Source organism: Paraglaciecola mesophila, assembly GCF_009906955.1.
In the GTDB taxonomy this organism is placed as follows: Bacteria; Pseudomonadota; Gammaproteobacteria; order Enterobacterales; family Alteromonadaceae; genus Paraglaciecola; species Paraglaciecola mesophila_A.
This window is the reverse complement of record NZ_CP047656.1, coordinates 3,818,053-3,831,500: the sequence shown is the minus strand read 5'-3', so window position 1 is coordinate 3,831,500 and position 13,448 is coordinate 3,818,053. Positions and strand designations below refer to the sequence as shown.

16 protein-coding genes are annotated in these 13,448 nt (G+C 44.4%); 5 read left to right on the top strand and 11 right to left on the bottom strand.

Annotation, left to right across the window (positions count from 1 at the left end; translation table 11 throughout):
- Positions 1-32 precede the first annotated feature (32 nt).
- The 6 genes from FX988_RS16395 to gpmI all read right to left on the bottom strand — a co-directional run bounded on the left by FX988_RS16395 (position 33) and on the right by gpmI (position 6,381).
- Entirely contained in the window at positions 33-1,292 is a 1,260-nt protein-coding gene (locus tag FX988_RS16395) for a serine hydrolase domain-containing protein (protein ID WP_160181185.1), read from the bottom strand.
- A 141-nt stretch (positions 1,293-1,433) separates the two neighbouring features.
- Positions 1,434-1,664 carry a ChaB family protein gene (locus FX988_RS16390; RefSeq protein ID WP_007984790.1) on the bottom strand — a complete coding sequence of 77 codons (231 nt, stop codon included), beginning with the start codon at positions 1,662-1,664 and terminating at the stop codon, positions 1,434-1,436.
- A 233-nt stretch (positions 1,665-1,897) separates the two neighbouring features.
- A complete protein-coding gene (locus tag FX988_RS16385; protein ID WP_007984792.1) occupies positions 1,898-2,842 on the bottom strand; it encodes a DUF808 domain-containing protein in 945 nt (314 codons plus the stop codon).
- A 36-nt stretch (positions 2,843-2,878) separates the two neighbouring features.
- A complete protein-coding gene (locus tag FX988_RS16380; protein ID WP_160181184.1) occupies positions 2,879-3,676 on the bottom strand; it encodes a divergent polysaccharide deacetylase family protein in 798 nt (265 codons plus the stop codon).
- A 15-nt stretch (positions 3,677-3,691) separates the two neighbouring features.
- On the bottom strand, positions 3,692-4,783 hold the full coding sequence (locus tag FX988_RS16375) for a murein hydrolase activator EnvC family protein (protein WP_160182213.1): 1,092 nt from the start codon (positions 4,781-4,783) through the stop codon (positions 3,692-3,694).
- Between the two features lie 62 nt (positions 4,784-4,845).
- A complete protein-coding gene (gpmI, locus tag FX988_RS16370; protein WP_160181183.1) occupies positions 4,846-6,381 on the bottom strand; it encodes a 2,3-bisphosphoglycerate-independent phosphoglycerate mutase in 1,536 nt (511 codons plus the stop codon).
- Positions 6,382-6,652: 271 nt separating this feature from the next.
- Here gpmI and FX988_RS16365 point away from each other — a divergent pair, with 271 nt between their 5' ends.
- Genes FX988_RS16365 through gpsA form a run of 4 tightly spaced genes read left to right on the top strand, consistent with a single transcriptional unit; the run spans position 6,653 to position 8,897 of the window.
- On the top strand, positions 6,653-7,078 hold the full coding sequence (locus tag FX988_RS16365) for a rhodanese-like domain-containing protein (protein WP_160181182.1): 426 nt from the start codon (positions 6,653-6,655) through the stop codon (positions 7,076-7,078).
- 19 nt (positions 7,079-7,097) lie between these two features.
- Positions 7,098-7,355 carry a glutaredoxin 3 gene (gene grxC / locus FX988_RS16360; RefSeq protein WP_160181181.1) on the top strand — a complete coding sequence of 86 codons (258 nt, stop codon included), beginning with the start codon at positions 7,098-7,100 and terminating at the stop codon, positions 7,353-7,355.
- Between the two features lie 22 nt (positions 7,356-7,377).
- Entirely contained in the window at positions 7,378-7,887 is a 510-nt protein-coding gene (secB, locus tag FX988_RS16355) for a protein-export chaperone SecB (protein ID WP_160181180.1), read from the top strand.
- A gap of 11 nt (positions 7,888-7,898) precedes the next feature.
- On the top strand, positions 7,899-8,897 hold the full coding sequence (gpsA, locus tag FX988_RS16350; RefSeq protein ID WP_160181179.1) for an NAD(P)H-dependent glycerol-3-phosphate dehydrogenase: 999 nt from the start codon (positions 7,899-7,901) through the stop codon (positions 8,895-8,897).
- Between the two features lie 120 nt (positions 8,898-9,017).
- Here gpsA and yiaA read toward each other — a convergent pair whose 3' ends face one another.
- From yiaA to FX988_RS16335, 3 genes are all read right to left on the bottom strand, one after another.
- A complete protein-coding gene (gene yiaA, locus FX988_RS16345; RefSeq protein WP_160181178.1) occupies positions 9,018-9,452 on the bottom strand; it encodes an inner membrane protein YiaA in 435 nt (144 codons plus the stop codon).
- Positions 9,453-9,593: 141 nt separating this feature from the next.
- On the bottom strand, positions 9,594-10,451 hold the full coding sequence (locus FX988_RS16340; protein ID WP_160181177.1) for a DUF2145 domain-containing protein: 858 nt from the start codon (positions 10,449-10,451) through the stop codon (positions 9,594-9,596).
- A 2-nt stretch (positions 10,452-10,453) separates the two neighbouring features.
- Entirely contained in the window at positions 10,454-10,843 is a 390-nt protein-coding gene (locus FX988_RS16335; protein ID WP_160181176.1) for a hypothetical protein, read from the bottom strand.
- A gap of 165 nt (positions 10,844-11,008) precedes the next feature.
- Between FX988_RS16335 and FX988_RS16330 the strand changes: the two genes are divergently transcribed.
- Positions 11,009-11,746 carry a helix-turn-helix domain-containing protein gene (locus tag FX988_RS16330; protein WP_160181175.1) on the top strand — a complete coding sequence of 246 codons (738 nt, stop codon included), beginning with the start codon at positions 11,009-11,011 and terminating at the stop codon, positions 11,744-11,746.
- Positions 11,747-11,826: 80 nt separating this feature from the next.
- On the opposite strand, the gene yaaA is transcribed toward FX988_RS16330, so the two are convergent.
- Positions 11,827-12,603: a peroxide stress protein YaaA gene (gene yaaA, locus FX988_RS16325; RefSeq protein ID WP_160181174.1), complete on the bottom strand. Its 777-nt coding sequence runs from the start codon at positions 12,601-12,603 to the stop codon at positions 11,827-11,829.
- Positions 12,604-12,767: 164 nt separating this feature from the next.
- Complete coding sequence (locus tag FX988_RS16320) at positions 12,768-13,232, bottom strand: hypothetical protein (RefSeq protein ID WP_160181173.1); 465 nt, start codon at positions 13,230-13,232, stop codon at positions 12,768-12,770.
- Positions 13,233-13,448 lie beyond the last annotated feature (216 nt).

Below are 13,448 nucleotides of genomic sequence, written 5' to 3'. Positions count from 1 at the left end.
GAATTTTGTCTTAGGCTTACGCAAACAGCTTGCTAATCTATCAAAGCTTGATACGCCATATTCTTAAAATCTTTATTATACGAGAAATAGCTTGAGGGCATAAGTTGGGTCATTGAAATCACGATCATTTGCTCTTTAGGATCAATTCGAAAGTAAGTAGATGCCGCACCTGCCCAACCATAATCCCCTTTCGAGCCCATGGTATTCGCACCTTGTTCATCAACCGTTACTGACATGGCTAAGCCATACCCTTCTCCCGTAGAGGACGGCTCAAATGGGATCAGGTTAGACGGCAAATGATTGGTTCGCATGTATTCCACCGTTTTGCGTCCCAGAATACGCTTTCCTTCATACTCACCGCCATTTAGCAACATTTGGGTAAAGGTATAATAGTCTTCTATGGTCGACACTAAGCCACCGCCACCCGATTCAATTTCAGGGGCCGACAAGTAATCTCCTAGCGGTTCATTTTCCATCGGCACGGTTTGACCCTGTTGATTTATCACATAGATTTGGGCTAAACGATCTTGTTTGTCTTTTGGCACATAAAAGCCGGTGTCATCCATTTCTAATGGCTCAAAAATGTGTTCTTCAAAATACTCACCCAAGGTTTGCCCGGATAAACGTTCAACTAAAATACCAATGATGTCGGTCCCTATGCTGTAATTCCATTTGGTGCCGGGTTGATGATTGAGCGGTAGTTTTGCTACCTCTTTTAACAAGTCTTCTCGTTTCGTTTTACCGGAGAAGAGTGCAGATTGCTGATACAGTTTGTCCACTGGGCTTTGTGTAAAGCCATAGCTAAACCCAGCCGAATGAGTAAATAATTGCTTAATGGTCATGACCTTGTTTGTGTCTTCAAGGACCATGTTTTCACCGTCCATACCTGCATAAACTTTGAGGTTTGCCAGTTCTGGTAAATATTTACTGACAGGATCGTTCATCTGAAACTTGCCTTGTTCCCACAAGGTTAATGCGGCGACCGCTGTGATTGGCTTTGTCATTGAATAAATACGAAAAATAGTATCTTCTGACATGGGTGTCTTGGCTTCACGGTCACGATAACCTACGCCTTCAAGATGCACTACTTTCCCTTTTCGAGCCACTAACGTAAGCGTACCAGCCAGTTTCTGCTGATCCACAAAGGCTTGCATGGCGGGCTCTATCCGCTCTAAACGCGCTTGTGACATGCCCACTCTTTTTGGGTTTGTGGTTCGAATATCAGCCAAAGCACTTTGTGCGAACAAGGCACTCGCGGCGCAGGCTAACAGCAATTGGTTGGTTTTATTCATGATTGCCCCATGGTTTGTTTATTCAGCTAAACAGGGTATATCATACTAATGTGACAAATCATCAAATTTAACAATACCTTAACATCACGTTTGGATATAACGCGCTAAACACCAATTTAGAGCCCGCAGTGCTTGTTATCGCTAAGACGATTTGACCCACATATCATTGTCGTTTTTGTGGTATTTCTGCTTCACCGCTGACCATGCTACCTTGTGGGAAACCTCTTCTCGGCTTTGATTGCCGCGTCTGTCATCAGCGTCTTTATATTCGTCCCACGCATTGTTAAATGCCGCTAGATAAATACTTTGGGCCTCAGGTGGCAAGGCATTTTGTACACTTTCAGGTAAGTCTTTATGGTTGTCATATGGCATAGGATAGTCCTCCTTGCGGTGTTTAGACCTGTGAAAAGTCTATTCAAAACCATAGAGAAGCAAGAAAGATTCCTAAAATGATGTGCTATTTGACAAGCAGTCACAGCGCTCACCCGTAGCTGAGTCGCGTGATAATCTGTGGCAATCAGCTGCTTGGCTAAATGGGGATTTACTTCACTGCAGCCCCGAACTATGGGTAAAAAACACAACGAAGCTGCAATGTTTACACAGGCCTATTTGCCGCGAATAGCCTTGATTATTTTGCCTACAACCGACACCGCGAGCAAGACTAAGCCACCGGCAATAATGCCAACGATGCCTTCAGCCACCACAGGCAACACGGCCGCTACTACCCCGCCTTGTTCCGTAAGTGGGTGAATAATGCCTTCCACCACATGATGAATAGCAGGGATACTGTGTACAACAATGCCACCACCCACAAGAAACATAGCGGCTGTACCAATAATGGCTAGAGACTTCATCAGTAACGGCGCAATGATCAATAAGCTTCGTCCAATAAAACGCTGAATTGCGTTAAATGAACCTGACACGGATTTACGCAGCATGTATAAACCGGCGTCATCGAGTTTCACAATCCCTGCTACAAGTCCGTAAACCCCAATGGTTATGGCAATGGCAAGTGCCGATACCACGGCAATTTGGGTACTTAGAGGTTCAGCCTGAACCGTCCCTAATACAATCACGACTATTTCAGCAGATAAGATAAAGTCAGTTCGAATAGCACCTTTAATTTTATTTTTTTCTAGGGCAACTAAATCCACTTTCGGATCTGCGATGGCATTAAGTTTTGCTTGGTGTTCGGCTTCACGCTCTTCTTTGCTGTGCAGCCACTTGTGGGCCACTTTTTCAAATCCTTCAAAACACAAATACAAGCCACCAATGACCAGCAGTACAATAATAAGCCAAGGAATAAACGCACTAATGAGTAATGCTGAGGGCACCAAAATCAGCTTATTTAGAAAAGAGCCTTTGGCCACGGCCCACACAACTGGCAGTTCCCGTTCTGCTTTCACGCCCGACACTTGCTCGGCATTTAGTGCCAAGTCATCTCCTAACACCCCTGCCGTTTTCTTGGCTGCTACTTTGGACAGTACTGCCACGTCATCCAAAATAGTGGCGATGTCATCAATTAATGCCAGTAAATTTGCAGCTGCCATGCTTAGCTCCTAAAGCGATAAAATTTCAAAAATGGGTTAACGTAAATTATTTACGCTACTGGCCAATATGTTGGGGTTAGCGTTGTTAAGCTGAGGCGCTAACATAGCACTGAGAGGGACTAGCTGTACATTTTCTCGTGCTAGGGTTGGTAGTCTTTTTTGCAAGTATGCAATGGTTTGCTTATGAGGATGACCAATCGCTATTGAGCGCCCATATTTGCGCGCTTTTCTGACCAGCAAATTAAATTGCTGGGCTATTTTGTCTTCCACTAAAACGTTATCCAGAAATACATGCCTGCGCAGTGCTGGTACGTTCTGTTGTTTGGCAATGGCTTCTGCTTGGGTTTGCGCGCTTGTACGACTGTCGACAAAAATGAGTCCGTGGCGATGGAGATAATCCATGGTGGTACGCATGGGTGTTTCTAATTGAGTTAGGCGACTGCCCATATGGTTGTTCATGCCCAGCGCATTAGGCACGCTAGCAAAAGCAGCATGTAGTGTTTGCACTATTGTTTTGTCATTCATACTGGCCAGTAGCACATTGGCTTCTTGCTTGAGCCCCGCCATGGATTCCATTGGCATGTGCAGCAAATATTCTCTGCGTTGCTCATGAGCTAACAAGGCATATTTTTGACTGAAATGCTTGTGGGGTAAAATCGATATCGCAACGTTTACCGGTAGGGTTAAGGCTGCGGCATCTCGATGATGGTTATTCCCCACATCATCAATGATAATCGCGATTTGGCCACTAATTTGGGCACTAAAGGCTGGCATGGCAGGTATCAGAGTTAACAACGCCGTAATACACATAGCTCGGCTTGAAAAAATTGGCATGCTAAATACTATCCTTTAGTGCTTTATCCACTGCGTAGGGTTGACGGGATCGCCCTTGTAGCGAATTTCAAAATACAAATTTGGTGAAGATTGGCCGCCACTTTGACCTACCAGAGCAATAGGCTCACCCGCGGTAACCGTATCCCCTGCTTGATGCAATAACGCTTGATTATGACCATACAAACTCATGTAACCATTACCATGGTCAAGCACAATCACTAAACCAAAACCGCGCAACCAATTAGCATACAAGACTTTACCATGATGGATAGCGATAACATTACTACCTTCGTTACCTTCAACAATGACCCCCTTCCAGCGCACTTGTCCTTGGCGCTTGGTGCCAAATAACTTGCGCACTCGACCGTCGGCGGGTTTTAAAAGTTTGCCTTTTAATTTTGCCAAACCATCGAAGCTTGTTGGTTTTTGGGCTGCAAGGCGCTCAGCTTCAGCAATGGCTTTACGTAAATTTTGTTCGTTTGCTTGCAGCTCTTCTATTTTAGCCGCGTCACTCTCTATCGCTGACTGCACTTTGCTTAACGTCTGTTTGCGACTGGCTTGTTCTTGGGTAAGCGTGGCTTGCTGAGCTTGTTGACGATCAAGTAAGTTTTGCAAACGATCTTGCTTTTCAATCAGCGTCAGATTGATTTGAGTGAGCTCGTCACCCAATTGGCGAAATTCGTCTATTAACTCACGCCTAGCTTTATTCAAGTATTGATAATAGGTAATGGTACGTTCGAATTTTGCAGGATTTTCTTGATTGAGTAGCATTTTAGCGTAGTCATGATTGCCGGTCATAAATGCACTGCGGATTTGCTTGGCAAGTATATCTTGCTGCTGGGCAAGTTTTTGTTTGAGCTCGCTCTGGCGCTTCTTCAACGTGCGTTGTTCTTGTTGATTGCCTTTAAGTTCTTTCTCTGTTGTATTTAGCGCAGTGGCCGCTTTGGCAATTTTTAATTCACTTTGCCTTAACTCTGCTTGCAGGCTTTTCGCTTTGGCAAGTTGCTTAGCAACCTGTTGTTGCTTTTGTTTTATTTGTTCTTGTAATGCTTGTAGCTCATCCTTAGATTGCGCGAACGCTAGGCTTGGCAACAAACAGACAAACAAAAAGCACCATAAGCATGGTGCTTTTTTGTTTTTCAACCATAACAACAATGGCAGCAAAGGGACTACTTAACCAAAGTTACAATAGGCTTGCCCGTCATCTCTTCAGGTTGCTCCATGCCCATCAAATGTAACATGGTAGGGGCAACATCACTCAAGGTTCCGCCTTTACGCGCTGTGGTTTTCTGGCCAACATGCCAAAATGGTACAAGCTCACTGGTATGTGCAGTGTGCGCCTGACCAGTGGCTTCATCGGCCATTTTCTCAGCGTTACCGTGATCCGCTGTGATTAAGCAGTCACCGCCGATTTTTTCAATCGCAGCGACAACCCGACCAATGCAGGCATCAACTGCTTCACAGGCTTTTACTGCAGCGTCAAAGTTGCCTGTATGACCAACCATATCACCGTTAGGGTAATTACAAATAATCGCATCAAACTTGCCTGATTCAATCGCTGCAACCAACTTGTCTGTTAACTCGGTAGAGTTCATTTCTGGCTGTAAGTCGTAAGTAGCGACTTTGGGGGAAGGGATCAAAATGCGCTCTTCACCTTCGTATAGGTCTTCTTTACCACCACTGTAGAAAAACGTTACGTGAGCAAACTTTTCCGTTTCAGAGATACGTAATTGAGTTTTACCATGATTAGCCAACCACTCGCCCATTACGTTTACCAGAGCAACTGGGGGATAAGCCGCAGGCGCATCAATGCTTTCAGCATATTGGGTTAGCATCACAAAGGCACTTAAATCGATATGTTCACCTTTATCGAATTCACTGAAATCAGTTTCGACAAACGGACGGCTGATTTCACGAGCACGGTCAGCTCTGAAGTTCATAAAGACTAACGCATCACCGGCTTCCATTGGCGCAGCATCACCAATAACAGTAGGTTGCATAAACTCATCGTTTTCATCGCGGCTATAAGAGTTTTCTAAGCCTTCAACAGCGCTTTTAACATTAAATGCTCCCTCACCTTTGGCGATAACCTTGTAGGCTTTTTCAACGCGATCCCAGCGGGAGTCACGATCCATAGCATAGTAACGCCCTACTAACGTGGCGGTTTTACCTACACCAAGTTCTTCAAATAATTTGTCGGCGGCTTCAAGTGACACTTTGGCGCTACGTGGCGGTGTGTCGCGGCCATCCAAGAAAGCATGCAAGAATATTTTCTTCGCGCCACGTTTAGCTGCCAGTTTAATCATCGCGAAAAGATGATCTTGATGGCTATGCACGCCGCCGGGTGAAAGCAGCCCCATGACGTGAACGGCTTTATCTTGCTTTATGGCTTTGTCTACGTTGTTAACCAGCACTTCATTTTCGAAAAAGTCACCGTCTTCAATGGCTTTCGTTACACGCGTAAAATCTTGATATACCACGCGCCCAGCACCTAAGTTCACGTGCCCCACTTCAGAATTACCCATTTGCCCGCCAGGCAAACCAACATCCATACCAGACGCTGAGATAAGTGTATTAGTGGTTTCTTTGGTCAAGCGGTCAAGCACGGGTGTATTTGCGCTGGCAATAGCATTATTGGTGGTGTCTTCTCTGTGACCCCACCCATCCATAATAATAAGGGCTAACGTTTTTTTGCCTTGGCTCATGTTTGTCTCCGCTAAAAAGATTGTAAAAAGTAAACTTGGGGGCAGATGGGTAGAATACAAAGTGAAAGTAAACACTTTACCATCGCAGACGTCATATTATCCTGTGTGCGGCGGCGCGTCACGGCCAATTGCAGGAAAAACTCATGCGTTTACAAAACCTTATTTTATAAGTTATGGCTAGCCTGCGCTCTGCCTCTGGTTTTAGACAGTAATTTCTATATACTTTGCACTCATTTTTTTACCTTGACTGCATCTATGAGGCGCAATAATTATGGAACAAGTGATTGAATTTGCGACAAATCACTACATTTTAGCGGGTTTATTCGTCGCTTTGTTAGTAGCTTTACTTTACTCCACAGTGGCCGGTTCATTTTCAAAACTAAAAGAGCTTAGCACCCATGAAGCAACACTTTTAATGAATAAAGAAGATGCCATGGTGTTAGATATTCGTCCGGTAGCTGAATTTAAAAAGGGCCACATTTTAGGCGCGAAACAAATCAAAGCTGAACAGGTAACAAAGGGCGATTTTACTGGCCTTGAAAAACAAAAAGACAAACCCATTATTGTTGTGTGTGCAATGGGAATGACATGTAAACGTACCGCAAATCAAATGTTGAAGGAAGGTTTTGAGCAGGTATCCGTTCTTAAAGGTGGGATGAACGCCTGGCAAGGCGCAAGTCTTCCTGTAAGCAAATAAACGAAAAGGTATATTTAACATGAGTAAAGTAGAAATTTACACCAAAGGGCATTGTCCTTACTGTCACCGCGCAAAGGCGCTTTTAGAGCAAAAAGGCGTGCAGTACACAGAGTTTAAAGTGGATGTTCAACCTGAGCTTCGCCCAGAAATGATCACTCGCGCTAACGGTGGCTCAACTGTGCCGCAAATTTTCATTGGTTCACAACACGTAGGTGGTTGTGACGATTTGTTCGCGCTAGAATCACAAAATAAATTAGACACATTACTTTCTGCATAGGCAGAAAATTTAAGGAAGCATAATGGCTGAAGAAAACCAAGCAAACCCAGCAGAAGCAGCACAAGCCGCTCAGGGACCTCAATTCGCAATTCAACGCATTTACACCAAAGACATTTCTTTTGAAACGCCAAACTCACCAGCGATATTTCAAAAAGAATGGAAACCTGAAGTTCAATTGGACTTGGATACACGTAGTGCGTTGATTGAAGAAAATGTCTACGAGATCGTTTTGGCTGTAACCGTAACGGCAATGTTAGGTGAAGAAACAGCCTTTTTGTGTGAAGTACAGCAAGCGGGTATTTTCGCGATAGGCGAAATGCCTGAGCAGAATAAAGCACACATGTTAGGCTCTTTCTGCCCAAATACGCTTTTCCCTTATGCTCGTGAAACGATTTCTAATTTAGTGAATCGTGGTACTTTCCCTCCACTTAACCTTGCGCCGGTTAACTTTGACGCTATTTTTGCAGCTTACATGCAAAAACGTGCGGCTCAGCAAGCGCAAGACCAAGCACCTACGCAGTTAGACGCGTAAGTACTTAACCAATGAAACAAACAGTTTCAGTGTTAGGGGCGGGGTCGTATGGCACCGCCCTTGCTTTTTGTCTGGCTAGAAATGGCGTTGCCACCACGTTATGGGGGCGAGACCCAAAGCAAATGCAAGACATGGCCTCTGCCAGATGCAATGAAAAATACCTACCCGGCGCGACATTTCCTGATCCTTTAGCGATTGAGGCAGACCTGCACAAAGCGGTCAGCCAGAATAATGATTTACTTATCGTCACCCCAAGTCATGGCTTTTCAGCCTTGTTGCGCCAAATCAAACCAATGCTCTCACCGAGCCACAGAATTATTTGGGCCACCAAAGGGCTTGACCCTGAAAATGGCAGACTATTGCAAGATGTTGCCCGTGAGATACTCGGTGACGCTATACCTTTGGCGGTCGTTTCAGGCCCTACATTTGCAAAAGAAATGGTCGCAGGCCTACCTACTGCCATTTCGGTTTCGTCTACTGACACCCAGTTAGCGACTGATTTTGCCAACATGCTGCATTGCTCGCGCTCGTTTAGAGTGTACAAAAACAACGATTTTGTCGGTGTGCAACTCGGTGGCGCTGTTAAAAATGTTATCGCGATTGGTGCAGGCTTAGCTGACGGCTTAGGTTTTGGTTCAAATGCCAGAACGGCACTGATTACTCGTGGTTTAGCTGAACTATCTCGCTTAGGAAGCACATTGGGTGCACAGCCTGAAACTTTCATGGGAATGGCAGGATTAGGTGACTTGGTGCTAACTTGCACGGACAATCAATCACGTAATCGTCGCTTTGGTTTGGCACTAGGCGCTGGCAAAAGCATTGATGATGCCATCACAGAAATCGGCCAAGTGGTTGAAGGCTACCGAAACACCAAAGAAGTACACCAGCTCGCCGCGCGGCACAATGTCGAAATGCCCATTTGTGAGCAAATTTACCAAGTGTTATATGAAGGGAAACCGGCGAAAGAAGCCGCTCTAGCCTTGCTAAGCCGCGAGCAAACATCAGAGTAAGTGTGAGTTGCCTGCAGTGATTGTGGTCACTTAACGTTAGACCTCTGACTCTAAATACCGAAAAAACCGAGGGAAGCATATACCTCCCTCGGTTTTTGACTAAGCGCTATTTTTAGTCGTTTACTCTGTAGCAAATTCTGCTTGCTGCATTTCCTCTTGTTTACCCGCGAGTGCGTCTTTATCACGTACGTTCTTCTGTACCGTCACCGCGGCGAATAAACTCAGCACATACGCCATGGCATAAAAGCCTTTTTCACTTAATGCTAATTCAGCGTTGTATAAGCCGATGGCTAATAACGCAATAGCAAAACCAGATGAGGCCCATGATAAGGTTTGATACATGCTTGAGGTTTTAATGCCTTCGGCCTTATCGCGGATTGTTTTTTGCAACGAGACCATTGAGAACAAACCGTAAAGTATAATGACTAAATAGTAGCCTTTTTCGTTTAGTGCCATCTGAGCATTGAACAAGCCGATACCATAAGCAGCGGTTCCAATAAGTAACGCAGCTACCGATGCCAAGGTATATGATTTTGTAGGTGCTTGAATTGTCATTTGATTGTCCCTCTTTGATAATGATTAATTAAACCCGCGTCTCGCTGGAGTGAAGCGACTATGCCCTTTGGAATACCTTAAATAAACCTTCTTGTCGTTTGTTGCGTAATCGTGCACTTTAAGTATATTTATTTAATACCTTTAGCTCTTATCATGGGTTGTCGTCGCTTGAAATTTCAAATCAGACAAGGTCTCAAGCACTTGACCGTCTGCCCCTAAAATAACGCTTTGGCTGGCCAAATCGTATTTCGCTAAGTACTGGGCGATTGACGTAAAGGTTGTCGTCGCAATTTTGCCAGTATGATCTTTGGTGCTGACGTCATCTTGCAGCATCGAGCCAAACATCAATTTGAAACGACTGGTATGCACGCGCTGAGGCGTAAAATACGCACGAGTATTAGCCTTCAATTTAGCTACATCCGTGGTTTGATAAATCGCGGCATTGAGCATGTCTAAAGTGTGCTCGGTACAGTTTTGTAATTGACCATTCATGGGGTTCGCAATTACCGAGTAGTTTTCATTATGCAGCAGGGCATTTTTACCCGTGGTAATGATGTCGATTAAACGTGTTTGCATATCAGGCGTGGGAATAATCACTCCAGCGGTTAGCTGGTCAGCGCCCCAAAAAAAGTCAACCGGGTAATCGGTGACTAACTGGCTTTTGTCCAAGTCACCGCTTTTTTGATAAAGGTTATAAATCGCGTATCCCTTGACCACTACTCCGTCATCTAGGGTGATATCTGAATATAAAGCCACCGCCGTATGGGTGAAGCGTATTCCTTTGGGCAGATCTTCTTGCGGGCGGCCCACTCTAGCGATAATTAATGCTCGTGCACCTTGGCTGGCCGCGTACTTCTCCACGTTTTTGGCAAATTGAACGATCTGCTCTGGCTCATGAATTGCCGGTTTATTCCCTTGGCTACCCGCTGTCGCAGTGAAAGAAAATGTGAATGTAAGCACTAACGCTATCAGCCATGTTCTAGAAGACATAGTCATCATTATTAACCTTGCGTGTTGTTGTTTTGAATAATGATCACCTGATTTGGCGCAGGGTCTACGGTAACAGTTGTATCACTTATGACTAGTGGCTCAACCTCAGTATTTTTATCAGCATGCTTGTGACTGCCATGATTACTTTTGATGCTATCAGCGGCTTGGGCAATAACGCTGCCTGTAACCAAACTTATACCACCAGTAACGATCAATGGCGCTGCCACGGCGACACTGGCGACTTTCGCAGTTGAAGCGACGCCTTCAGTTACAGCTAATGCAGAATGCTTACTCGCTTGAGCGCTGTGCTGCACTGAACCCGCAGCGTTGGCTTTGGCCGCGCCAATAACAGTGGTGCTAAGTATAAATGTCGCGGTAAGTAGCGTATTGATAAGTTTCATCGGTGTTCCTTTCTCATTGTTATCAGTAGATATCATTCGTTGCCTAATAGCGTAGCCAAGAGACGAGACACAGATTAAGCAGCAGTATTACCTGTGTAAACAATGACCATTTATGTATACTCAGTTGCAACCAAAAGTATATGAATACGCTACTTAAAGGGATTTATGAGTCAGATTAGCCAAATCAGCAACACGTTGAAGCAGTTACTGCGTCAGCAGCAAATAACCTATAAAGACATCGCTGAAAAGCTCGACATGAGTGAAGCAAATATCAAACGTATCTTCTCTACAAATAGCTTTGCATTAGACCGTTTGGAGCAAATTTGTGAGATTTTGCAGATGAGTCTATCTGACTTATTTATCATCGCCCAAAAACAAACCCAGCAACTGACTCAGCTCACCGAAGAGCAAGAAAATGAATTACTCGCCAACACTAAATTGTTGCTTGTGGCCGTTTGTGTACGCGACGCCTGGACGTTCGATGAGATCATTGAGCACTACGATATTGATAGGCATGAATGTGTTCAGTTATTGGCAAAGCTTGATCGAATTAAAATTATCGATTTATTGCCCAATAACCATTACAAATCATTGATTGCACAAGATTTTAGGTGGATACCCGGCGGGCCTCTCGAGCGTTTCATGGAACAGGAAGTGATGGTTAAATTTATGGCACCAAAGAAGGAAGAGCCATGGACCTTTCGCTTTTATTTGCGGGGGCGCTATTCGCAAACCTCAGTGGATATTATTCAGCGCAAGCTTAACCAGTTAACGAAAGAGGCTGCGGTACTAAACCAAGAAGATGCTAGTTTGCCGTTGAGCAAACGCCAGCACTTCGGAATATTGATGGCTATGCGCCCCTGGGAACCGTCGCTATTTGAAAATTTACGCCGTGAAACATAGTTCCTTAACGTGGTGCAAGAAACCTGAAGCCCCCAGCCATACGCTTTAAGTGCATACTGCTAGGGGCTTTTTAAGCAGCACTATAATTGTTCGTCACGCAAAAACACCAACTTGTTCCCCGCGCTTTGTTCTTCACTAAAGCGATAACCCGCGGTGTCAAACTGTTTAAGCTGAGCCACTTCACTCACCTTGTGCTGAATAATATAGCGTGCCATCAAGCCACGGGCTTTTTTGGCGTAAAAGCTAATAATTTTATATTGGCCATTTTTAAAATCTTTAAATACCGGCTCAATGATCTCGCCTTCTAAGGCTTTAGGTTTGACCGCACTGAAATACTCAGTAGATGCCAAATTAACTAATACGTTGTCACCCTGTTCGGCCAATGCTTGATTAAGCTTTTCAGTAATAATATTGCCCCAGAACTGATATAAGTTGGTGCCGCGCTCAGTATCAAGCTTGGTGCCCATTTCCAAGCGGTATGCCTGCATTAAATCTAGCGGTTTTAATAAACCATATAGACCAGACAAAATTCGCATATGTTTTTGTGCATATGAAAAGTCTTCTTCACTAAAACTGCCTGCGTCTAAGCCACCATATACATCCCCGTTAAAAGCTAACACAGCCTGCTTAGCATTCTCATCGGTAAAAGGTGTGTGCCACGCTGCGAAACGATCAGCGTTTAAGCCCGCTAACTTATCGCTTATTTTCATTAATGAACCAATTTGTGCAGGGCTTAACTTGCGACTGCGATCAATTAGCTGCTGACTGTGCTCTAATAGCTCAGGTTGCGTTGAAGCGGGGGCAATGTTTTGTTTTTCAAAATCGAGATTTTTAGCTGGTGATACAACAAGTAACATGAAAATTCCTTACACTTATTCAGATGGGCTTATGATACCAACCGCCACGCTGGGAACAAACGATTAAAATAGATGAGTTTAATTGCAAAATTCTATCATTAGCGTGGTTTCTCTTACAGCCTTGAAGTACTGCTAACGCCTAATTTATTGCGAGAGAGTTGGTATTAGTGCAATTGCACGCTCTGTAATGCGCTTACCAAATATTGATATTCTTGTTCATCCCGAGCGCACAGAATAATTTTACGCAGATTGTTATACCTAATTGATGCTTCACTGACACAGCGTATTGCCAACCCACAATGTTCCATCGAGGCAGACGTTACCTCGTTGCAATTCTCTGGTCCTAAAACATTCAAGGCAATACTGCGGATATCAGCACCATCAGCAAATTCAAACACCTGTCGATATGCGCGCGCGATAAGCGCATCTTTACTAACATGCGGTTCAGCATACCAAGGAATGTCCAAGCGCAACATATTCTGTGCTTGCCACACAGCATCTGGCGAACGCGGAACGTTAACCAAGCTCGCTTCAGCAAGCTTACTCACGGACGAATATTGGCAGCATACTAAGGCATCCACAGCGAGTTGATTTATGTCTTCTTGTAATAGGGTTATTTTTGCTGTCATTGTCGGTGTTTTGCTCGCGTCTACAGGCTAAGGGTTATATTCTATGCTACCTGTTTGTTTTCAGCTGATCTTGGTTATTATTCGCATACTGTCATAAAGATTTAATTCGTTTTCAGTATTGATAGTGGCGTGATCACGCCCCACTATAAACCTAGGAAATTTGAGAACATATACATTTGTTGATTAAAATGTTGTAATTTTACAACATAATGAATT